22 protein-coding genes are annotated in these 20,695 nt (G+C 70.6%); 14 read left to right on the top strand and 8 right to left on the bottom strand.

All coding sequences use genetic code 11. The annotated features are described in order from the left end of the window. Positions 1–50: 50 nt before the first annotated feature. On the top strand, positions 51–1,232 hold the full coding sequence (gene dnaJ, locus E0H26_RS22220) for a molecular chaperone DnaJ (protein WP_131306823.1): 1,182 nt from the start codon (positions 51–53) through the stop codon (positions 1,230–1,232). Positions 1,233–1,260: 28 nt separating this feature from the next. Further along, on the top strand, positions 1,261–1,698 hold the full coding sequence (locus tag E0H26_RS22215; RefSeq protein ID WP_131306821.1) for a heat shock protein transcriptional repressor HspR: 438 nt from the start codon (positions 1,261–1,263) through the stop codon (positions 1,696–1,698). A 127-nt stretch (positions 1,699–1,825) separates the two neighbouring features. On the opposite strand, the gene E0H26_RS30625 is transcribed toward E0H26_RS22215, so the two are convergent. From E0H26_RS30625 to E0H26_RS22195, 4 genes are all read right to left on the bottom strand, one after another. Further along, on the bottom strand, positions 1,826–2,053 hold the full coding sequence (locus tag E0H26_RS30625; protein ID WP_206025302.1) for a hypothetical protein: 228 nt from the start codon (positions 2,051–2,053) through the stop codon (positions 1,826–1,828). Positions 2,054–2,194: 141 nt separating this feature from the next. Further along, the gene (locus E0H26_RS22205; RefSeq protein WP_131306817.1) at positions 2,195–2,623 is read right to left on the bottom strand and encodes a hypothetical protein; all 429 of its coding nucleotides are present in this window, start codon (positions 2,621–2,623) and stop codon (positions 2,195–2,197) included. Between the two features lie 187 nt (positions 2,624–2,810). Beyond that, positions 2,811–4,019 (bottom strand): cation:proton antiporter, encoded by a 1,209-nt coding sequence (locus tag E0H26_RS22200; protein WP_131306815.1) that lies wholly within the window; start codon positions 4,017–4,019, stop codon positions 2,811–2,813. Positions 4,020–4,025: 6 nt separating this feature from the next. Further along, positions 4,026–4,526, bottom strand: coding sequence for a cation:proton antiporter regulatory subunit (locus E0H26_RS22195; RefSeq protein ID WP_131306813.1), 501 nt, complete (start codon positions 4,524–4,526; stop codon positions 4,026–4,028). A 31-nt stretch (positions 4,527–4,557) separates the two neighbouring features. Between E0H26_RS22195 and E0H26_RS22190 the strand changes: the two genes are divergently transcribed. The 9 genes from E0H26_RS22190 (at position 4,558) to E0H26_RS22150 (ending at position 13,480) form a co-directional block, all read left to right on the top strand. After that, the gene (locus E0H26_RS22190; protein ID WP_131306811.1) at positions 4,558–5,688 is read left to right on the top strand and encodes a hypothetical protein; all 1,131 of its coding nucleotides are present in this window, start codon (positions 4,558–4,560) and stop codon (positions 5,686–5,688) included. A 303-nt stretch (positions 5,689–5,991) separates the two neighbouring features. After that, positions 5,992–8,583 (top strand): ATP-dependent chaperone ClpB, encoded by a 2,592-nt coding sequence (gene clpB, locus E0H26_RS22185; RefSeq protein WP_131306809.1) that lies wholly within the window; start codon positions 5,992–5,994, stop codon positions 8,581–8,583. Positions 8,584–8,649: 66 nt separating this feature from the next. Further along, positions 8,650–9,027, top strand: a complete 378-nt coding sequence (locus E0H26_RS22180; RefSeq protein WP_131306807.1) for a hypothetical protein — start codon at positions 8,650–8,652, stop codon at positions 9,025–9,027. Between the two features lie 91 nt (positions 9,028–9,118). Next, positions 9,119–9,700 carry a DUF4178 domain-containing protein gene (locus tag E0H26_RS22175; RefSeq protein WP_240742311.1) on the top strand — a complete coding sequence of 194 codons (582 nt, stop codon included), beginning with the start codon at positions 9,119–9,121 and terminating at the stop codon, positions 9,698–9,700. Positions 9,701–9,799: 99 nt separating this feature from the next. Next, entirely contained in the window at positions 9,800–10,699 is a 900-nt protein-coding gene (locus tag E0H26_RS22170) for a polyadenylate binding domain-containing protein (protein WP_240742310.1), read from the top strand. A gap of 141 nt (positions 10,700–10,840) precedes the next feature. Beyond that, positions 10,841–11,512, top strand: a complete 672-nt coding sequence (locus E0H26_RS22165; RefSeq protein ID WP_131306803.1) for a hypothetical protein — start codon at positions 10,841–10,843, stop codon at positions 11,510–11,512. A 23-nt stretch (positions 11,513–11,535) separates the two neighbouring features. Then, positions 11,536–12,345 (top strand): SDR family NAD(P)-dependent oxidoreductase, encoded by an 810-nt coding sequence (locus E0H26_RS22160; RefSeq protein ID WP_131306997.1) that lies wholly within the window; start codon positions 11,536–11,538, stop codon positions 12,343–12,345. 169 nt (positions 12,346–12,514) lie between these two features. Then, a complete protein-coding gene (locus tag E0H26_RS22155; protein ID WP_131306801.1) occupies positions 12,515–13,045 on the top strand; it encodes an orotate phosphoribosyltransferase in 531 nt (176 codons plus the stop codon). A gap of 57 nt (positions 13,046–13,102) precedes the next feature. Next, entirely contained in the window at positions 13,103–13,480 is a 378-nt protein-coding gene (locus E0H26_RS22150) for an ArsR/SmtB family transcription factor (protein ID WP_007454255.1), read from the top strand. A gap of 51 nt (positions 13,481–13,531) precedes the next feature. Here the strand turns inward: E0H26_RS22150 and E0H26_RS22145 are convergent, their stop codons facing one another. From E0H26_RS22145 to E0H26_RS22135, 3 genes are all read right to left on the bottom strand, one after another. Then, complete coding sequence (locus E0H26_RS22145) at positions 13,532–14,467, bottom strand: DUF368 domain-containing protein (protein WP_206025301.1); 936 nt, start codon at positions 14,465–14,467, stop codon at positions 13,532–13,534. 235 nt (positions 14,468–14,702) lie between these two features. Further along, positions 14,703–16,274: an LPXTG cell wall anchor domain-containing protein gene (locus E0H26_RS22140; RefSeq protein ID WP_131306800.1), complete on the bottom strand. Its 1,572-nt coding sequence runs from the start codon at positions 16,272–16,274 to the stop codon at positions 14,703–14,705. 156 nt (positions 16,275–16,430) lie between these two features. After that, positions 16,431–16,643, bottom strand: coding sequence for a hypothetical protein (locus tag E0H26_RS22135; protein WP_131306798.1), 213 nt, complete (start codon positions 16,641–16,643; stop codon positions 16,431–16,433). Positions 16,644–16,797: 154 nt separating this feature from the next. On the opposite strand from E0H26_RS22135, the gene E0H26_RS22130 reads away from it, so the two are divergent. After that, positions 16,798–17,181, top strand: a complete 384-nt coding sequence (locus tag E0H26_RS22130) for a phage holin family protein (RefSeq protein WP_131306796.1) — start codon at positions 16,798–16,800, stop codon at positions 17,179–17,181. A 165-nt stretch (positions 17,182–17,346) separates the two neighbouring features. Next, on the top strand, positions 17,347–18,372 hold the full coding sequence (fbaA, locus tag E0H26_RS22125; protein ID WP_131306794.1) for a class II fructose-bisphosphate aldolase: 1,026 nt from the start codon (positions 17,347–17,349) through the stop codon (positions 18,370–18,372). Between the two features lie 142 nt (positions 18,373–18,514). Here the strand turns inward: fbaA and E0H26_RS22120 are convergent, their stop codons facing one another. Then, positions 18,515–19,762, bottom strand: coding sequence for an LOG family protein (locus tag E0H26_RS22120; RefSeq protein WP_206025297.1), 1,248 nt, complete (start codon positions 19,760–19,762; stop codon positions 18,515–18,517). Between the two features lie 283 nt (positions 19,763–20,045). On the opposite strand from E0H26_RS22120, the gene E0H26_RS22115 reads away from it, so the two are divergent. Then, positions 20,046–20,474, top strand: coding sequence for a DUF3151 domain-containing protein (locus E0H26_RS22115; RefSeq protein ID WP_131306790.1), 429 nt, complete (start codon positions 20,046–20,048; stop codon positions 20,472–20,474). Positions 20,475–20,695 lie beyond the last annotated feature (221 nt).

Below are 20,695 nucleotides of genomic sequence, written 5' to 3'. Positions count from 1 at the left end.
CGAGTTACGGCGGACGGGGCGGCCCCGGCCCGACGGCGGGGAGGTGGACGTTGAGTTCCAAGGACTGGATCGAGAAGGACTACTACGCGGTCCTGGGCGTGGCGAAGACCGCCTCCGCTGACGAGATCAAGAAGGCGTACCGGAAGCTGGCCCGCGAGTCACACCCGGACCACAACCCCGGTGACCCCAAGGCCGAGGAGCGCTTCAAGGCGGTCTCCGAGGCGTACGCGGTGCTCGGTGACGACACCAAGCGCCGTGAGTACGACGAGATGCGTTCGCTGTTCGGCTCGGGCGCGTTCCGCCGAGGTGCCCGCCAGACGGGCCAGCCCGGCGGGATGCCGTTCGACGTCTCCGACCTGTTCGGCGGGGCGTCCCCCGGCGGCGGCCGGTTCGCCGGCGGCAACATCTCCGACCTGTTCAGCTCGATCTTCTCCGGCGGCGCCCCGGGTGCTGGCGGCGGTGCGCCCGGCCCGGCGCGTGGGCGGGACGTCGAGACCGAGGTGGCGCTCGACTTCGACGACGCGGTCCGGGGCGTGACGCTGCCGTTGACGTTGCGGGCACCCGGGGTCTGCGACACCTGCCACGGCAACGGTGCCAAGCCGGGCACCCAACCGAGGGCCTGCCCGGTCTGCCACGGAGCCGGGGTGACCACCCGTAATCAGGGCGCGTTCAGCTTCTCCGAGCCGTGCCGCAACTGTCAGGGCGTCGGCACCGTGGTCGACGAGAAGTGCCCGGAGTGCCAGGGCACCGGCGGCGTGACCAAGACCCGTACGCTCAACGTCCGCTTCCCGGCCGGCGTGGCCGACGGGCAGCGGATCCGGCTGGCCGGCCGGGGCGAGCCCGGCGAGCGCGGCGGCCCGGCGGGTGACCTGTTCGTGCACGTCAAGGTCCGGCCGGACGAGCTGTTCGGGCGCACCGGTGACGACCTCACCCTGACTGTCCCGATCACCTTCACGGAGGCGGTGCTCGGCACCGATCTGCGGGTGCCGACCCTCGACGGTGCGGTGACCCTGCGGGTGCCGGCTGGTACGCCGAGCGGACGTGTGCTGCGGGCCCGGGGCAAGGGTGTGAGCCGCCGGGACGGTCAGGCCGGCGACCTGCTCGTCACGCTCGACGTGGTGGTGCCGGCCCGGGTCTCCGACGAGGCACGGGCGGCCCTGGAGACGTTCGCCGCGCAGACGCCGCCAGCGGCTCGGGAACATCTCGACGCGCGAGTGCGTCGGTTCAGTTGATCGGTGAAGCGGTGCGGAGGTGAGCGGCATGGACGGGTTCGTCGGTTCGGATGACCCTGCCTACGAGGCCAAGGTGCTGATGATCTCGGTTGCGGCACGGATGGCGGGGATGCACCCGCAGACGCTGCGCCAGTACGACCGGCTCGGCCTGGTGCAGGCCGGCCGCGCGGCGGGTGGTGGGCGGCGGTACAGCGTGCGGGACGTGGTGCTGCTGCGCGAGGTGCAACGGCTCAGCCAGGACGACGGGGTCAACCTCGCCGGGATCAAGCGGATCATCGGCCTGGAGCAGCTGTTGGAGCGGGCGCAGCAGCGGGTTGCCCAGTTGGAGGCCGAACTGGAGGCCGCGTACCGCCGGATGGCCGAGCTGGAATCGCTGGCCCGCTTCCCCGGCCGTGACCTGGTGCCGACCAACCAGACCTCCACCGCACTGGTGGTCTGGCGTCCCCGCCGTAGCCCCGGCCGCTGATTCCTCGACCCGCCCAGCAGTTCTGCCGGCGAGGCGCCGGCCGGCTCGTCGGACCGGCTCGGGTTGACGCAAACCCGAGCGGGGGACCGCTTCTCTCGATAGCCTCGACTAATCGGATCTAACCATCTCAAACCGGACCGATCTGGCGGGGGGAGCCATGACGGAAGCGGCGAAGAAGGTGGCCGAACAGGCGGAGCACCGGCTCGACAATCTGGCTGAGGACGTCCGGCAGCGGTTCGACCGGATCACCAAAGGGCGCTTCGCCGACCAGGTCAAGTCCGGCAGATTCAGCGGCCAGGATGGTCAGGGCGGTCGGGGCGGACACGGTGCCGGCCAGGCACGCACCGATCAGCACCGCCGAGAGCGAGGCGGGTCCCGCTGACGATCCGCTGACGTGCGGCCCGGGAGCCACGGGGGTTCCCGGCCCGTTCGCTGCACCGAATCTTGGTACGAAATCCTCGAGAGGGCAGTTTCGTACCAAGATCTGCGCGGGGGCTCAGAGGCGGCGACCCTCGCGGACCAGGCCGCCTTCGCACCATTCCCGGTAGACGAACAACTCCGGACGGGTCAGCAGTACCCGGCTGTTGTGCGCCCAAATGCGCATCATCTCGTCGCCGTTGCGCTCGGCCTGGTCCACCAGCTTGCGGAAGCGTCGCCGGGGATGCGCCCGGAAGTTCGTCCGGATCCCGTCGGCGGCGTAGATGTACAGGCAGTGCAGGGCGAACCGCCGGGCCGGACAGGTCGGGTCCATCGCCAGGTCGAACAACGTCGTCACCAGGCGGTCACCCGAGACCAGCAGGTCCCAGTCCGGTGGCATGGACGTCAACGGCACCGAATCGGGGTTGTACGCCCACGCCCGCAACTCCGCCGGAGTCGGGTCGACGGGGTTGGCGAAGCCGTGGAACGCTGACTCCTGCACGCTCACCGGCCAACCTTCCGCTCTGCCCGTGGGGGCGTCGTCCGCCCTACGCGAACCCTGGCTGCTGGGGCGACACGGTAACGCGGTACCGGTGAGTACGGGTAGCCCTTCCCAGAAGCAATTCCGCGTCTGTCGGGTGGGCCGGATCGTCCGGACGGCCGAACCGGTCCGCTCACTCGGCCGGTTTGCCCGGTCACGCCCGGTCCACCGTCGCCGTCCCGACCCGTTGCGGAACCGCCCGCTTCCGCAGCCATTTCTTGGCCCGGGGCAGATCCGGCAGCCGGGCGAGCATCGGCCCACTTACCACCGTGATCAGAACGTACGTCGCGGCGAGTGCCGCCAGCTTCGGCGAGACGCTGCCGGCCGCCACCGCGAGGCCCGCGATGACGATGGAGAACTCACCCCGGGGCACCAGTGCCAGCCCGGCCCGCCACCGGCCCGGCTCGGCGATGCCGACCCGCCGGGCGGCGAGATAGCCGGTGAGCGTCTTGGTCGCCATGGTGACCAGTGCGAGCAGCAGCGCGGGCAGCAGCACCGGCGGGATGTGCCGGGGGTCGGTGGCCAGCCCGAAGAAGACGAAGAAGACGGCGGCGAACAGGTCACGTACCGGCGTGAGCAACTCGGTGGCGTGGTGGGCGACCGGCCCGGAGAGCGCGATACCGACCAGGAACGCCCCCACCGCCGCGGACACCTGGAGCTTCGCCGCCGCCCCGGCCACCAGCAGGGTCAGGCCGAGGACACCGAGCAGCAGCGCCTCGGGGTTGTCGGCGGACATCGCCCGGGAGATGAGGTTTCCGTAGCGGAGCGCGACCACCAGGACGGTGACCACCGTCAACACCGCGATTCCGAGCGCGACACCGCCCTGGACCAGCCCGACGCCGGCGAGCAGTGCGGTCACCAGCGGCAGGTAGAACGCCATGGCCAGGTCCTCGACCACCAGCACGGAAAGGACCACCGGCGTTTCCCGGTTACCGAGCCGCCCCAGGTCGCCGAGGACCTTGGCGATCACGCCGGAGGAGGAGACCCAGGTGATCCCGGCGAGCACCACGGCGGCCAGCCAGCCCCAGCCGAGCAGCAGCGCGAAGGCCGCGCCCGGCAGCGCGTTCAGCACCGCGTCCAGCAGACCCGCCGGTGCGGCCGACCGTAGGTTGCCGACCAACTCACCGGCCGAGTACTCCAGGCCGAGCATCAGCAGGAGCAGGATCACGCCGATCTCGGCGCCGAGGGCGAAGAACTCCTCGCTGGCGTTCAGCTCCAGGATGCCGCCGTGGCCGAAGGCGAGCCCGGCCAGCAGGTACAGCGGGATCGGTGAGAGCCCGATCCGGCGGCCGAGCCGCCCGAGCAGGCCGAGCAGGAACAGCAGCGCACCGACCTGGATGAGCAGGTTAGTGAAGTCGTGCACCGGAGGTCAGCCGGTCGGATCGTCGTCGGCGAAGATCGCACTCACCCCGTCCAGACCCTGCCGGTTGCCGACCACCACCACCACGTCGCCGGCCGCGAAACGGAAGGTCGGTGGCGGCGAGACGATCACCTCACCGGCGCGCAGGACGGCCACGATCGAGGCGCTCGTACGACTGCGCACCTTCGCGTCGCCCATCGGGCGGTTGACGTAGGTCGAGGAGGCCGGAATGGCGATCTGTTCGGTGAGCAGCCCGGCCGCCTGCTCGCGCAGCCCGGAGAGCTGTCCCAGGATCAGTGACGCGCCGAGGATGTCGGCCAACGCCGCCGCCTCGTCGTCGGTGAGCGCGATGTCCGCCGCGCAGCCGTCGGGGTCGTCCGGGTCGTACAGGACGAGGTCTCGGCGACCGTTGCGGTGGGACACCACCCCCAGGCGGCGGCCGGATTCCGTCATCATGTCATGACGTACGCCGATGCCCGGTAGAGCCGTCTGTTCGACACGAACTCGCACGGGCTCAGGCTACTCCCGCGACGGAGGCCGAGTGACTGTGCGCCGAACCCGCTGTCTGGCCCTGTTTGCCCTGGTAGTGATCCTGTCGGGCTGCTCGATCGGAGACATCCGCCGGACCCCGCCCGCGCCGCCGCCGATCTCGTCCAGCCCCGACCCGTCCGGACCGCCGCCGCCCTCGGCGTCCGTCGCGGAGACCCGCGTCAACCGGCTCGCCGTCCCATCGAGGTACGACCGACCGCACGTCGAGTTCGTCGACGCCGACCAGGGGTACGCCCTCTTCGCGGCCTGCGACGGCCAGCCGCCCGACCCGGACTGCCGCGCCCTGCTCTGGTCCACCGGCGATGGCGGCCGGTCCTGGCAGCGGCTGCGTCATCCGAAGCCGGTGGCCGACGAACAGCAGATGTTCACCGCGCCGGGGGTGCTGGCGTTGTCCGCTCGGCCGTACGGCTGGTGGACGTCCACCGACGGTGGCAAGACCTTCCGGCACAGTCCGGGCGAGGCGGTGCCCGCGCGATGGCAGGCCGCCCAGGGACGATTCCAGATCATCGAGGGCACCGGCGAGGTCGGCAGCTGGGCGGGCGAAGCCCTGCACGCACTGCCCGTACAGCCGCCGCTGCCCGCGTTGACCACGGTCGTGCAGGGCGCCGGTAGGACGAACTCCGACGGCGGCACGTGGGGTGGGCCGGTGGTGGCCGCCGGGGCGACCGCAGACCACAAGCTACACGCCGCCATCTCCTGGAACGAGGGCGCGACGTGGCGGGAGACCCGGGTACCGGCGCCCGACGGTACGGTTGACAGACTCCGCCTGGCGGCGGTGGCCGGGGAAATCTGGCTGGTCGGCGAGCGGCCAGACCGGATGGGCTTCCCGGCGCTGTGGCGGCTTGCGGGTGAGTCCTGGCAACTGGTCCGCGCCGAGGGGCAGCCGGAGTCGGGGCAGGTCGTTCCGCTCGGTGCCGGTGTGGTGGCGGTACTCGGTCCGCAGGGCCCCGGAGCGGTGGTCGGTGGCCGCTACGTCGACCTGCCCTGGCCCCTGACCAAGGATGACCACCTCCGGCTGCTCTCCGACAGCACCCTGTTCGCGACGACGCCGGAGGGCATCCTGCTCGGGTCCGGCCACTTCGGCGACCGCACCTGGACAGCCGTGATCATCGAGACGGACTGATCCGTGCCGTAAAGCGACCGGCGCCCGAGATCTTGGTACGAGTGCGCCCCTCAAGGGGCAAATTTGTACCAAGATCTCCCCCGCGTGCAGGCTCTACGCTGCCGCGTTGACAGCGCGAACGGTTCAGCTCGACAGGCTCCCTGCGCCCGCCCCGCCCTCGGCGGTCAATCAGGAAGACCTTAGGTAGTTTCGTGCACCGCGCCGGGGTGATGGAGTGGTGCATGTCACACGCCCAGGGTTGAGCGGAATAGGCTCAACTCTGGTTCTGTCGGTACCAGTGGACACACCGATCCAGGGGAGCCCATGAACACCGAACGCCTCACCACCAAGAGCCGCGAAACCATCACCGGTGCCGTAGCCCTGGCCAACCAGCGCGGGCACGCCACGGTCGAGCCGTGGCACCTGCTGCTGTCGCTGCTGGACACCGAGGGTTCCACCGCCGCCGGCCTGCTGCGCGCCGTCGGGGCCGACCCCGCCGAGCTGCGCCGGGTCGCCCAGCGCGCCGTCGACGCGTTGCCCGCCGCGCGGGGCTCCAGCATCGCCGAGCCGACCCTGGCCCGTGAGTTCGTCAACGCCATCGGCGCGGCCGAGCAGATCGCCCGCCCGCTGGGCGACGAGTACACCTCCACCGAGCATCTGCTGGCCGGGCTGGCCCGGGTCGGCGGCGCCGTCTCCGGTGCCCTCAAGGCGGCTGGTGCCACCGAGGAGACGCTGGTCGCCGCCTTCCCGACGGTGCGTGGCGGGGACCGCCGGGTGACCACCGCCGATCCGGAGCAGACCTACCAGGCGCTGGCCAAGTACGGCGTCGACCTGACCGCGAGCGCCCGGGACGGCAAGATCGACCCGGTGATCGGCCGGGACTCCGAGATCCGCCGGGTGATCCAGGTGCTGTCCCGGCGTACGAAGAACAACCCGGTGCTGATCGGCGAGCCCGGCGTCGGCAAGACCGCCATCGTGGAGGGCCTGGCCCAGCGGATCGTCGCCGGTGACGTACCCGAGTCGCTGCGCGACAAGAAGCTGGTCTCGCTCGACCTCGGTGCGATGGTCGCCGGTGCGTCGTACCGGGGCCAGTTCGAGGAGCGACTCAAGTCCGTCCTGGAGGAGATCAAGAACTCCGACGGGCAGGTCATCACCTTCCTCGACGAGCTGCACACCGTGGTCGGCGCCGGCAAGGGCGAGGGCTCGATGGACGCCGGCAACATGCTCAAGCCGATGCTGGCCCGTGGCGAACTGCGGATGGTCGGTGCGACCACGCTGGACGAGTACCGCGAGCACATCGAGAAGGACCCGGCCCTGGAGCGGCGCTTCCAGCCGGTGCTGGTCGGCGAGCCGACCGTCGAGGACACCATCGGCATCCTCCGTGGCCTCAAGGAGCGCTACGAGGTGCACCACGGCGTACGCATCACCGACGCCGCCCTGGTCGCCGCCGCCGCGCTCTCCGACCGGTACATCACCGACCGGTTCCTGCCGGACAAGGCGATCGACCTGGTCGACGAGTCCGCGTCCCGGCTCCGGATGGAGATCGACTCCCGGCCGGTCGAGGTGGACGAGATCGAGCGGGCGGTACGCCGGCTGGAGATCGAGGAGATGGCGCTGGCCAAGGAGCCGGACGCCGCCTCCGCCGAGCGCCTCGAACGGCTGCGCAAGGAGTTGGCCGACAAGCGTGAGCAGCTCACCGCCCTCTCCGAGCGGTGGAAGCTGGAGAAGACCCACATCACCAAGCTCTCCACCGCCAAGGAGGAGTTGGAGCGCCTCGGTGGCGAGGCCGAGCGGGCCGAGCGGGACGGCGAGCTGGAACGCGCGGCCGAGCTGCGGTACGGCCGGATCCCGGCACTGAACAACGAGCTGAAGCAGGCGGAGGAGGAACTGGCCCGGCTCCAGGCCGACGGCGCGATGCTCAAGGAGGAGGTCGGCGCCGACGACATCGCCGCCGTGGTCGCCTCCTGGACCGGCATCCCCGCCGGTCGGCTGTTGGAGGGCGAGACCGCCAAGCTGCTGCGGATGGAGGAGTCGCTGCGCGAGCGGGTGATCGGCCAGGCCGAGGCGGTCGGTGCGGTCTCCGACGCGGTACGCCGCGCTCGGGCCGGCGTCGCCGACCCGGACCGGCCGACCGGCAGCTTCCTCTTCCTCGGCCCGACCGGTGTCGGCAAGACCGAGCTGGCCAAGGCGCTCGCCGAGTTCCTCTTCGACGACGAACGGGCCATGGTCCGCATCGACATGAGCGAGTACGGCGAGAAGCACTCCGTGGCCCGCCTGGTCGGTGCTCCGCCCGGCTACGTCGGGTACGAGGAGGGCGGCCAGCTCACCGAGGCGGTGCGTCGCCGGCCGTACTCGGTGATCCTGCTGGACGAGGTGGAGAAGGCGCACCCGGACGTCTTCGACATCCTGCTCCAGGTGCTCGACGACGGCCGGCTCACCGACGGCCAGGGCCGTACCGTCGACTTCCGCAACGCCATCCTGATCCTCACCTCGAACCTGGGATCGGCGGTGATCAGCGATCTGACGCTGGCCGAGGAACAGCGCCGGGAGGGCGTACTCGCGGTGGTCCGGTCGCACTTCAAGCCGGAGTTCCTGAACCGGCTCGACGACATCGTGGTCTTCGCCGCCCTCCACGGTGACGATCTGCGGGCCATCGTGGACATCCAGATTTCCCGACTGCGGCGCCGGCTCGCCGACCGCCGGTTGGCGCTGGACGTCAGCGACGCCGCGCGCACCTGGCTCGCCGAGCACGGGTACGACCCCATCTACGGCGCCCGGCCGCTGCGCCGGCTGGTCCAGTCCGCGATCGGCGACCAACTCGCCAAGGCCCTGCTCGGCGGCGTGGTCCGAGACGGCGACACGGTGCGGGTCGACCTTGCCGACGGCAAGGACGGCCTCTCGGTGACCGCCGCCTGACCGCCGAATCGGGCCAGTTGGCACCGGGACAGTGCGCCGCCGGCCGGTCCGGGCCAGGATGGAGACATGTTCGGGACCAGACGACAGCGCGACGAGTTGGCGGCCGCGGTCGCGGTCCTCGCCGACGCCGAGACGGTTTCCTTCGGCGGGGTGGGGCTGGCCGGAACCCTGCTGCCGGAGACCGAGGCATACCAGCGGGTCGAGGCGGCGACGGCCGACCACCCCGACGAGGTACGCGGACAGCTCGAACGCCTGCTGTCGGCGAGGTCGCCGGCCGCCCGGGTCTATGCCGCCACCCTGCTGGAACGGCTCGATCCGGTGGCCGGGCGGGCGGCCTGGGCCGGGTTGCGCGCCGACTCGGCGGAGGTGAACACCGCCACCGGCTGCGTACTCGGCAGCACCACGGTCGGCGAGTACGCCGCGGACCGGCTCGCCGGTTCCTGACTCCGAGCAAAGGCGGCCGGTTGGCAGACCGCTCGGCACGGCACGGATCATGGGTACCTGTCTCGGCCGACTGACCTCGGGAGGTGACCAGGTGGGCAAGGCATGGGTGTACCTGGTGACGGCGCTCGGGTCGGCGCTGTCGGCCACGTTCTGGCGGCGTTGGTTCCGCCGCCCACCGCGCACGCTGGGTCCGCCGCACAACCCGCCGCGCGGCGAACGGTCCGATCCGCGCCGGATCGAGGTCGGCGACATCGTCGAGATCGGGGACGTGGCCTATCCGGTACGCGGCTCGGTCCGCCTGGTCGAGGGCGAGTGGACCTGGGCCGAGCATCTGCTCGACGATCCCGATGGCCGGCGCCGACTCTCCGTGGCGGAGAACCCCGAGTTCGAGTTGGTGCTCTGGCGGCCGGAGGCGGGCGGTGCCGGCACCGCCGGTGCCCCGGTCGTCGAGTTCGCCGGCCGGCGGTACGGCTGGCGCGAGTCCGGCCAGGCCCGCTACACCGCCACCGGCGCTACCGGGCTCGCCCCGAGCGGCGTGATGCGCTATCACGACTATCGAGCGGCCGGCGGCGCTCGTCTCACCTTCGAGGCGTACGGCGAAGCCGGCTGGCACGTGGCCCGGGGTGAGCGCCTGGACCGCGCCGACGTGATCGTCCATCCCCAGAGCCGATGATCCGTTGCGACGGCTGACCCGCCGGATGCACTGGCGTCGTTGTCATGCCGAACTGGTCGGGTGCCGATACGGTGAAGCGCGTTTTAGGGAAGGAGAGAGATGGTCGATCCTCAGAGCACCCCGGTCCGGTCCCGTCCGGGCGTGGTGACGATATCCACCTACCTGCTGTTGCTGTTCGCGATCTGCCAGCTGATCGGTGCGATCGTGACGCTGGCCACCATCGGCACCGTACGTGACGCGATGGAGGATGCCCTACAGGGCAGCGGGGGCGAAGGAATGGAGGGGATCGCCGACCTGGCGGTCGCCGTCGCCGTCGCAACCGCCGCCTTCATGCTGGCGGCGGCACTGGCGCTGGCCGGTCTGGGTCTGGTGAACCTGCGCGGCAAGAACGGTACGCGGATCGCCACCTGGATCGTGGGCGGCATCCTGTTCTGCTGCAACGGGTTCAACATCCTCGGCAGCGCGACCGGCGGCCTGACCGCACCGAACGACACCAGCGGGGACATGCCGAGCCCCGAGGAGATCCAGCGCCGGGTGGAGGAGGCACTGCCCTCCTGGGCCACCCCGGTCAGCATCCTGGTCGGCGTGATCAGTCTGATCTCGCTGCTGGTGGCGCTGATCCTGCTGGCCCTGCCGAAGGCGAACGAGTACTTCCGCAAGCCGGCGCCGCAGTGGGAGCCGCCGACTCCCGGCGGCACCTACCCCGGCCAGCCCGGCCAGCCCGGCTACCCGGGTCAGCCGGGTTACCCCGGTCAGCCCGGCTACCCGGGTCAGCCGGGCTATCCGGGTCAGCCCGGTTATCCCGGTCAGCCCGGTCAGCCCGGCTACCCGCCGGCACCCGGTCAGCCGGGTGCCGCGCAACAGTCCGGTGAGCCCGGTTACCCGCCGATTCCCGGCCAGACGTCCTCCGGGCAGTCGGGCGACCAGGGTGGGCCGAACCCGCCGGCCGACGGGCCGGGGCAACCCGGCGACCAGCCGCCCAGCGGCAGCTCCAACTGATCGAGGGCGGTTCGGGTCCGGTCGAGGCCCTGCCCCGGGCCCGCGTGGCCCGCGTCGGGACCTCGACACGCCCGAACCGCCGCGACTGTGACGGTCCCTCCGAGTAGGTTGCTTCCCGAACGCCTACCGGAGGGACTCGTCGTGTCGTACCCCGAACAGGCGCCAGCCGGCCGGCCGGGTGTGGTCCGGCTCGCCGTGACGGTGCTGGTGGTGATGGCGCTCGGGGCCCTCGGGTACGCCGTGGCGGGGCTGACCATGCTCGGTGGCACCCTGGACCGGTTCCGCGCTGCGGCCACCGGCACCTCGGCCGACGGCAGCCAGATCGACGCGATGGCCGCCCTCCTGCTGACGTCGATCGTGCTGTCGGCGGTGGTGAGCGTGCTCGCCGGGCTGCTCCTCGCCGGCCTCGCGCTCGGCCTGGCCGCCCGCCGGCCCGCCGCCCGGGTGGCCACCTGGGTGGTCGCCGGGTTCGGCGTGCTCCTCGGCTGTTGCGCCAGCGTGACCCTGTTCGTCCAGCGCGTGACGCCGCTCGACTTCGGTGACGACCAGGCCGCCGCCGAGCTGGCCGAGCTCGCTGGGGACGCCTACCCGTTGTGGTGGATTCCGCTCACCGCGACCCTTTCGGTCGCCCAGGTGCTCGGTTACCTTGTGGTAGCCGTACTGCTGGCGTTGCCTTCGGCCAATGCCTGGTTCCGGCGCCCCTCGGCCCCCGCGCCGTTGTCCTATCAGCCGGGTGGACCGCCGCCAGCACCGCCGTACCACCCCTATCCGCCGCCTGGGGCTCCGCAGCCGCCCCCGTACCCGCCGAGGTGAGCAGCCCCGTGACGCCCGAACCTGTGACGCCCGAGCAGCCGGCCGCCGGGCGTTGGGCGTTGATCACCGGGGCGACCGCAGGCATCGGAGCGGCGTTCGCCGGGCGACTCGCCGCCGACGGGTGGCACCTGGTGCTCGTCGCCCGGGACGGCGACCGGCTCGCCGCACAGGCCGCCGAGCTGACCGGTCGGCACGGCGTGGAGACCGAAACCATCACCGCCGACCTGTCCACTGACGACGGTTGCGAGCAGGTGGAGCGGCGACTGGCCGACAGCCCGCCCGTCGAACTACTGGTCAACAACGCCGGGATCAGCTTGAACACGCCGTTCCTGCGGTCGTCCGCCCAGGACGAGGCCCGGCTGCTCCGGCTCAACGTGCACGCGGTGATGCGGCTTACCTTGGCTGCGCTGCGCACGATGACCGAGCGGCGGGCCGGGGCAGTGATTAATGTCTCTTCCGTAGCCGGGTTCGGTGCGGTCATGCCCGGTTCGACGTACCCCGCCAGCAAGGCGTGGGTCACCAACTTCAGCGAGTCGGTCGGCCAGTCCGCGCGTCCCTACGGGGTACGGGTGATGGCGCTCTGTCCTGGCTACACGCGCACCGAGTTCCACCAACGAGCCGGCATCGACATGTCGAAAACCCCCGAATGGATGTGGCTCGGCGCCCCGGCCGTGGTCGACGAAGCCCTTCGTGACCTGGGCAAAGGCAAGTTGGTAAGTGTTCCGTCGTGGAAGTACAAACTGGCCGTGGCGGGCCTGCGACACGCGCCGCGTCGACTGATCGACCTGGTCGGCCGGGACACCCGTGGCCGCATCGGCCGCGATCGCGGCTGACCCGGCAAAGCCCAGTGGGCATAGCCGCCCGAACCGACGTCAGGTCACTCGATCCGCCCCGATGATTGACTCAACGTAACGGGCATCGTCGCTCGTCGGTCGCCCGTAAGGGTTGCCGCAGGTGGCCCGCGCACGCGACGCACAGCTTTCCGCAGTACCCTCTATCGCCATGGGGGACCACGACGACCTGCGTAAATTCATCTCTGACCTGGCTGTGGTCCACGGCCGGGTGGTGCTCTCCTCAGGGCAGGAGGCCGACTGGTACGTCGACCTCAGGCGCGTCACGCTCCATCACCAGGCGGCCCCGTTGGTCGGCCGGGTGATGCGGGAGTTGACCGCCGACTGGTCATACGACGCAGTGGGCGGCCTGACGTTGGGCGCGGATCCCATCGCCCTGTCGATGCTGCACGCCACCGGGCGTCCATTGGACGCGTACGTGGTGCGGAAGGCGGGCAAGGCGCACGGGCTGCAACGAAGGATCGAAGGTCCGGATGTGGCCGGTCGTCGGGTGCTGGCGGTGGAGGACACCTCCACCACCGGCGGAAGTGTGTTGACCGCCGTCGAGGCTCTTCGCGAGGCCGGGGCCGACGTCGTGGGGGTGGCGGTTATCGTTGATCGTGGTGCCGGCGACGCGGTGCGAGCCGCCGGATTGCCCTATCGGGCGGCCTATACGTTGGCTGACCTCGGCCTTGTGGCGTAAAAGTCTGCCGATTCGGATCTGCTGATATGCAGGCGGATCGATGCTGCTGGTGGAAGGATGGAATACGTGGGAACTGCGTTGGCCGAAATGACTATGCCTCAGATCTCGCCGCTTGCCGGCGAGCCGATCGAACGTGCCGACGCCGAGCGGCTGGCCGGGGTCCTCAAGGCCCTTGCTGACCCCGCGCGGCTGCGGCTGCTCAGCCTGATCCAGTCGGCGCCTGAGGGCGAGGCGTGCGTGTGCGACCTGACCGCACCGCTCGGCCTCTCCCAGCCGACGGTCAGCCACCACCTGCGTATCCTCACCGAGGCCGGCTTGCTGGAGCGGGAGAAGCGCGGTGTGTGGGCCTACTACCGACTGGTCCCGAGTGCGATCGCCACGATCGCCGACCTGCTGACCCCGCCGCGCAAGCGGGCCACCAAGAAGGCTCGCTGAGTCACAGCCGTCTGGTGGCTACCCAGTTGAGTAGCCACCAGACGGCGGGCGTCAGCGTACGTGCGTCGGCTCGTACGCCTGCTCGGTGACATCCTGGGCGGCGCGGCGGAGCCGGCGACGCTCGGCGATGACCATTGCCGTGACCACGGCGACGCCGACCAGGAACAGCGCGACGATGGGCAGTAGGTTGTCGCCCGGGGCGTGCAGGTCCCGCTCCTCGGACTGCCACGGCCAGAGTGCCCGCAGGCTGCCCAGCAGCGCACCGGACATCACCGCGAGGGTCATCCTGCGGTGCTGCTCCAGCAGCCACTGAAGAAACTTGACGAAGAGCGACAGGCCGATCACCATGCCGGTCGCGAAGATCGCCAGGTAGCCGAAGTCGCGGTCGTTCAACGCGGTGATCGTCGGTTCGTAGAGGCCGACGGTCAGCAGCAGGAACGACCCGGACACTCCGGGCATCACCAGGGCGCACACCGCGACGGCCGCCGCCACCAGCACGATCATCGGGTGCGGATCAAGGGTGGCCTGCGGTAGGCCGGTCAGCGCGAACGCGGCCACCGCAGCGAGGGCCAGGGCGACGATCTCGACCCGCCGCCACGGTGCGCCGACCATCGAGATCGGCACCAGCACCGAGGCGAGCACCAGCCCGAGGAAGAGCCCTCGGGTGTGTTCCGGGTAGCCGGTCAGCAGCGGCTCCAGCGTCTTCGCGGCGATGAGCAGCCCTGGCAGCATGCCGATCAGCAGTGGGACGACCAGATCCCAGTGCACCTGGCGTAGCTGGTGCTGGGTGCGCGTCCAGCCACGTCCGCGGGGGACGTCGGAGGCCGCGTACCGGGCGGCGCTCACCACGTGACCGGCGGACGCGATGAGCCGCTCGTACACACCGGTGACCAGTGCGATGGTTCCGCCGCTGATCCCCGGCACCGCCTCGGCCACGCCGATCGCCGCGCCACGCAGGCCGTCACCTACCCGTTGCCCCAATGCCATGAAGATTCCGCTCCGTAAGTCGTTCGACCAGTCCATGTGGCCGCTGCCACGGCGGCCCAGGCTACCGGGGCGCCCGGCAGTGTCCAGCCTGCACGGTCACGGCCGGGAGCCATCGCCGCGCGACCGGCGGCGACCCCGTCCCTGTCGCGCGCCAGGGCAGGCCGACCGTGGGCGCCGATGTGACGATGCCCCGCCGCGTGGTGCGGCGGGGCATCGTCCGTGCTGGTGGAGAGGGTCAGGCAGTGAAGTGGGTACGACGGCGCCGGGTCAGTACGAAGCCGGCCGCGCCAGCCGCGAGCAGCAGACCGCCGACACCCGCGATCAGGGCGGTGTTGGCGCCGGTGATCGGCAGCATGCCGCCGTCGCCGCCCTGGCCGCCATCGTCCTGACCACGGGTCGGGTTAACGATGATCTTGGCGGTGTCGTTGGCGGGGTTCAGGTCGGCGTAGAAGCCGCCGTCGCAGTTGCACGGGACGTTGACCTTCACCTTGCCGGCCGCGTTCGGGGTGACCTTGTCGATCCGGAGCCCGAACTCGAAGGTCTCCTCGTCCCCCGCCTTGATGAACCAGCTGGGGAAGCAGCGGTACGTCCGGCCACCCGGCTCGCCCGGCTCACCCCACTCGTCCTTGTTGTTGACCGGAGCGCACGCCTGGGGAACCTTGACAGCGCTCGTGCCCTTGGGGATCTCGATCGCCAGATGGGTGACCGAGGATCCGCTGCGGCCGTTGTCCAGGGTGGCCGGGCCGTTGTTGCGGAAACCGACGGTCGCCAGGACCTCGGCGCCCTCGGCGCCGGACACCTTGTCACCGATCGCGGCAAGGTCGGTGCTGTTCTTTCCGGTGACCGTCACCGCCAGGCTCGACCAGTTGTTGTAGGGCTCGGTGTCCGCCTGGAAGCCACGTGCCGAGATGCGCGGCTCGGCTCCGGTCAGCTTCAGCTCGCCGGCAGTGCCCGGCTCGCCCGCCGTGACGCCCCATTCCTTCAGGTACTTCGCGAAGTCATCGGCCTCGGCCGGCGTCATCCAGACGACCTCGCCGTGGTCGTAGCCCGGCGCGAACGCGTCCTTCGCGACCCGGTAGGCGAGTTCGGCGGCATAGCTGACACCCGGCGTCAGGTCGCCGGCGAAGTGGCACGAGCGGAGCTGCGCCTCCACGTACGTGCAGTTGCTGTAGCGCTGGTCGGCCTGGATGCCGTAGTCGTTGAAGAAGAACGCGGTGGCGCCCTTGGCGACCGTGCCGCCGGCGTTGCTGACCACCAGCGGGGCGGTGAAGCTCTTACCGGGGCCGGCGGCACGTTCGACGGACTCGCCGGCGGCCAGGTCGACACCCTCGCCGACGCGCACTCGTGCGTCATAGCTGGCCGGTGCGAAGCCGGCGGCGCTGAGGCTCACCTTGACGGTGCCCTCGTCGCCGTCCTTCGCCTCGTTCGTCGGCGCGATCACCACCGGGAAGCGCCCACCGAAGCCCGACTCGTAGATCTCCAGCTCGAACGGATCGGTGCAGACCAGTACGTTCGCCTCGGGCGAGTTGCACCAGTCGGCCGAGCTTTCCGGCGTGAACGTGGCCACGCCCGCGAGGTCGGTGAAGTCGTAGCGGATGGTCAGGTCGCGTACGACCACCGTCGACGAGGCGAAGATGATCGGGCTGTCGATCTTTCCGGGCGAGCCGGCGGCGATGGTGTTGTCGCCGAAGTAGACGCCCAGTGAGATCTTCGGCTCCTCGGCCGAAGCAGGGCTGGCGGAGGCGGCGACGAGTGTGCCAGCCACGCCCAGCCCGGCGAGCCAGCGTCGGGTGGAGCGGGTGAACATTTCCGGGGTCCTCCCGTGAGGATTGCAGGTGGAGCCCCGGAGCTTAGGGATCGATGAGGACTCCCGCTGTCCGTGATGGTGGTCCGGGAGTGAAGATCCACCGAACGGCCAGCCGATCGTGTCAATTCGGCTGGTGCCGTGCAGCGCAGCTGGGCGTCAGCGGTAGTCGTCCTCGTCGGCGGCGACCACCCGGGCCTGTTCCATCGCGTCCCAGTCGTCGACCTCCAGGCCGCGGTGCGGCTCCTCCTCGACCTCGGTGGGATCGACCACGGCCGCCTGCTCGATCGCGTCGGCCGGCTCAGCCTCCAGATCGCGTTCCTCCGGGCTGAGGTGGTCGCCGGGAGCGAAGTCCTCGTCAGGCTGACCCATGCGATGCCTCCGGATAGTCGGTGGACGGGTACCCACACACGTTACGGGCTGCACTCGCGCCTCGCTGGTAACCGGCGGGGCGGGCGGGCGCGGAGCACAGGTGCAGTCGGTCGAATCGCCCCGCCAGGGGCCGCCCCGGTGCCAGGATGTTGTCGTGGGCTTCCTCATCCGACTGGCGACAACCGCCGTCGCGCTGTGGATCACCACGCTGATCGTGCCCGGGGTCGAGGTGACCGGACGAACCGGCTACGACACCGCTTTGACCCTGCTCGTCGTGGCGTTGATCTTCGGGGTGATCAACGCGGTGCTCAAGCCGGTCATCAAGGTGGTGGGCTGCGTCTTCTACCTGCTGACACTCGGCCTGTTCGCGCTGGTGGTCAACGCGTTGCTGTTCCTGCTGACCGACTGGATCGCGCGCGTACTGCATCTGCCGTTCCACGTGAACGGATTCTGGGCGGCCTTCTGGGGAGCCATCGTGATGGCAGTGGTCACCTGGCTGATCAGTGTCGTCGTACCCGACACGACGGACCGGCGGTGAACGCCCGGCGGACTGGGCCGGTTGTGCCCGGCTGATCCAGCTACGGGATACTGCCCGCGGAGGACAGCGCGGTCCGGCGTGCCCAATGGAGTCAGGCGCCGTAAACCGGCACGCAAGGAGAACAGCGGCCGCACGGCCGACAGCGGCAAGTAAGGAGCGTTCGACATGCCCATCGCTTCCCCCGAGGCTTACGCCGAGATGCTGGACCGCGCCAAGGCGGGCCGGTACGCGTACCCGGCGATCAACGTGACGTCCTCGCAGACGCTCAACGCGGCGCTCAAGGGCTTCGCCGACGCGGAGAGCGACGGCATCATCCAGGTCTCCACCGGTGGCGCGGAGTACCTCTCCGGCCCGTCGGTCAAGGACATGGTCACCGGCGCGGTGGCGTTCGCCGCGTACGCGCACGAGGTGGCCAAGAAGTACCCGGTCAACATCGCGCTGCACACCGACCACTGCCCGAAGGACAAGCTGGACAAGTTCGTCCGGCCGCTGATGGCCATCTCCCAGGAGCGGGTGAAGGGCGGCCAGGAGCCGCTGTTCCAGTCGCACATGTGGGACGGCTCGGCCGTACCGGTGGCGGAGAACCTGGAGATCGCCGAGCAGCTGCTCGCCGAGGCCGCCAAGGGCAAGATCGTCCTGGAGATCGAGGTCGGCGTCGTCGGCGGCGAAGAGGATGGCGTCGAGAACGCCATCAACGACAAGCTCTACACCACTGTCGAGGACGGCCTGGCCATGGTGGACGCGCTCGGCCTGGGCGAGAAGGGCCGCTACATGGCGGCGCTGACCTTCGGCAACGTGCACGGCGTCTACAAGCCGGGCAACGTCAAACTCCGCCCCGAGGTGCTCCACCAGATCCAGGAGGCGGTCGGCGCCAAGTACGGCAAGGAGAAGCCGCTCAGCCTGGTCTTCCACGGTGGCTCCGGCTCGCTGCTGTCGGAGATCCGGGAGGCGCTGGACTACGGCGTGGTGAAGATGAACATCGACACCGACACCCAGTACACCTTCTCCCGCCCGGTCGCCGACCACATGTTCCGCAACTACGACGGCGTACTCAAGGTCGACGGCGAGGTCGGCAACAAGAAGCTGTACGACCCGCGGGTGTGGGGCAAGGCCGCCGAGGCCGGCATGGCCGCCCGGGTCGCGGAGGCCTGCGAGCACCTGCGCTCGACCGGCACCACGATGACCAAGTGACGCTCAGCCGCTGATGCGACGGCGGCCGGTCCCGTTCCCGGGGCCGGCCGCCGCGTTCGTTGCCGGGTGAGTTGCTTGGCGCGGGTGGGGGTGTTAACAAGGGGCCCTTCCGCTACCGGAGGCGTTAAGAAGGTGCCCTTCCTTACCCCACCAGCAGGCGGACGGCCTCGTGGACGTCGTCGGTGAGGTGCACGGTGTCGGACAGGTCGCCGAACGGCGAGGTCGCCAGCAGCGGACGCAGCAGCGACTCCACCGGAAGCTCGGTCGTCCAGTACGTGCGGTCCAGGAACACGTACGCGCCACTGGCTCCGTCGGTGCCGTAGTAGGTCTTGGTGGCCGCCTGGAACACCTCCTGCACCGTGCCGGCCCGGCCCGGAGCGAAGACGATCCCGCCTCGGGCCAGCCGCAGGATGGTGTCCTCCCGAATGGCGTTCGAGAAGTACTTGGCGATCCGGCCGGCGAACAGGTTCGCCGGTTCGTGGCCGTACAGCCAGGTCGGTACGGCCAGCCCGCCGCAGCCCGCCCAGTCCAGGTCACCGGTGGCCAACGCGGTCGAGTCGGCCCGGTATGCCGTGACCGGCTCGGTGCCGTCCGGTGGTGGCGTGACGGACCGGCCGAACGTTTCCCGGACGCGAAGTGCCGCCGCCGTGTAGCGGTCGTGGTCGGTGAAGTCGGGCGCGGTGGCGAGCAGGTCGATGGCGGCGGTCAGGTCCTCGGCCGGCCGGGTCGACAGGTACGCGCCCAGGTTGGCGGCCTCCATCACCCCCGGCCCGCCGCCGGTGACCACCAGCCGGTGGGCTCGGGCCAGTTCCCAGCCGAGCACGGCGGCCATCCGGTACGACCGGCTGCCCCGGCGTACCGCGTGTCCGCCCATCACGCCGACGACCGACTGCGGCCCGTGGATGGCCAGCCAGGCGCGGGTGGCGTCGGCGAGGGCGTTGTCCACGCCGTGGTCGTGCAGCCGCTGACCGAGCGCCTCCCGCACGTCGGGCAGCGCCCCGCCGTGGGCCCGGAAGTGCGTGTACACCCGGTTGTCGTACATCGCCTCGAACCCGCCCTCGGCGAAGCCGGCGGCCAACTCCTCCGGGGTGTAGAGGTGCGGTGGCTGGGTCGGGTACGGCAGCCCGGAGAACGGCGGCACCACGTTCGCACCCCGACGGACCAGATCGGCGCCGACCTGTCGGGAAGCGAAGCGGCAGCCGACGAAGAGGGTCCCGGCCACCTCGACGTCGGTGAAATCCGGAGCCGGATCCAGGTCCAGCCGAAGCCCTTGAATGGTGAGGCCGACCAGGCTTCCGGTGGTCAGCCGCCGGTCGAACTCGGCTCGGGTCTGAATCTCGTCTGTCCAGGTGTGCGGCTCGATGACGTCCGCGGGGGGTGGAGTCGGCACCCGACCATCCTGCCCGGCCGGCTCGGCCCCCGCCGAGCGCCCCCGCGACGCGGCGGCGGTGGCCAGCTGACCGGGCTGGGCGTCAAGGCGAGGGGCGGGAACCCGGCGGCCTGGCCGGGCTCCCGCAGTTCCGGTTCCCTGGGGAGGCTCCGGAGCTTCAGTTGTAGTGGAAATTGCGGAACGAGGGCATGGGCCGCAGGCGTGACGGACCTCTCGGCCGTTCAGCCAGCCGGCTTACCGGACCCGCTCGCGGACCCCGGTTCGAAGCGGGTTGAATGGGGCGATGCAGAACCTCCTACCTGAGCCACCCGCCACGCTCCTGCCCGCCGACGAGGAGGCCGACGCCGCGCTGGCCGTGGCCGAGCAGGGCGGCAGCGACGAGGCGTACGCCGAGGCGGCGGCCCGGTTCCCGAGCAACAGCGCCGCCTGGGCCGCGCTGGCGGCGAGGGCCTTCGCCGAGGGCCAGGCCGTTCAGGCGTACGCGTACGCCCGCACCGGCTACCACCGTGGCCTGGACCAGCTGCGCCGCAACGGCTGGAAGGGGCATGGCCCGGTGCCCTGGGCACACGAGCCGAACCGTGGCTTCCTGCGCTGCCTGTACGTGCTGTCCCGGTCCGCCGACGCGATCGGCGAGGCCGACGAGGCGGCCCGCTGCGCCCAGTTCCTCCGTGACTGCGACCCGGCTGCCGCCGACGCCCTCGCCAGCAACTGACCCCGCCGGCCGGCCTGTCGACTCAGCGCAACCGGCCATGATCGCGCGCTAGGTTCTAGCTGCGGATCTTGGTACGAAACGGCCCTCATGGGGACTGTCCTGTCCCGAGACATGTGTCAAGGGGAAGTCCCGGTAGATGTGTCATGAGTTGTTGATCATTTTGTTCGGGTGAGGCTGATGTAGTTGCGGTCGGGGGTGAGGTGGAAGTGGCCGAGGGGTTG

The sequence above is a fragment of the Micromonospora zingiberis genome (assembly GCF_004331455.1).
In the GTDB taxonomy this organism is placed as follows: Bacteria; Actinomycetota; Actinomycetes; order Mycobacteriales; family Micromonosporaceae; genus Micromonospora; species Micromonospora zingiberis.
Note: the sequence above shows the minus strand (reverse complement) of the source record. Positions and strands in the feature narration are given on the sequence as shown.

What these genes read in the sequence shown, in the direction of transcription:
- E0H26_RS22215 (WP_131306821.1), top strand. Translation starts at nt 1,261, where the DNA reads ATGGACGGGTTCGTCGGTTCGGATGACCCTGCCTACGAGGCCAAGGTG.
- clpB (WP_131306809.1), top strand. Translation starts at nt 5,992, where the DNA reads ATGAACACCGAACGCCTCACCACCAAGAGCCGCGAAACCATCACCGGT.
- E0H26_RS22180 (WP_131306807.1), top strand. Translation starts at nt 8,650, where the DNA reads ATGTTCGGGACCAGACGACAGCGCGACGAGTTGGCGGCCGCGGTCGCG.
- E0H26_RS22170 (WP_240742310.1), top strand. Translation starts at nt 9,800, where the DNA reads ATGGTCGATCCTCAGAGCACCCCGGTCCGGTCCCGTCCGGGCGTGGTG.
- E0H26_RS22155 (WP_131306801.1), top strand. Translation starts at nt 12,515, where the DNA reads ATGGGGGACCACGACGACCTGCGTAAATTCATCTCTGACCTGGCTGTG.
- E0H26_RS22150 (WP_007454255.1), top strand. Translation starts at nt 13,103, where the DNA reads ATGGAATACGTGGGAACTGCGTTGGCCGAAATGACTATGCCTCAGATC.
- E0H26_RS22145 (WP_206025301.1), bottom strand. Translation starts at nt 14,467, where the DNA reads ATGGCATTGGGGCAACGGGTAGGTGACGGCCTGCGTGGCGCGGCGATC.
- E0H26_RS22140 (WP_131306800.1), bottom strand. Translation starts at nt 16,274, where the DNA reads ATGTTCACCCGCTCCACCCGACGCTGGCTCGCCGGGCTGGGCGTGGCT.
- E0H26_RS22135 (WP_131306798.1), bottom strand. Translation starts at nt 16,643, where the DNA reads ATGGGTCAGCCTGACGAGGACTTCGCTCCCGGCGACCACCTCAGCCCG.
- fbaA (WP_131306794.1), top strand. Translation starts at nt 17,347, where the DNA reads ATGCCCATCGCTTCCCCCGAGGCTTACGCCGAGATGCTGGACCGCGCC.
- E0H26_RS22115 (WP_131306790.1), top strand. Translation starts at nt 20,046, where the DNA reads ATGCAGAACCTCCTACCTGAGCCACCCGCCACGCTCCTGCCCGCCGAC.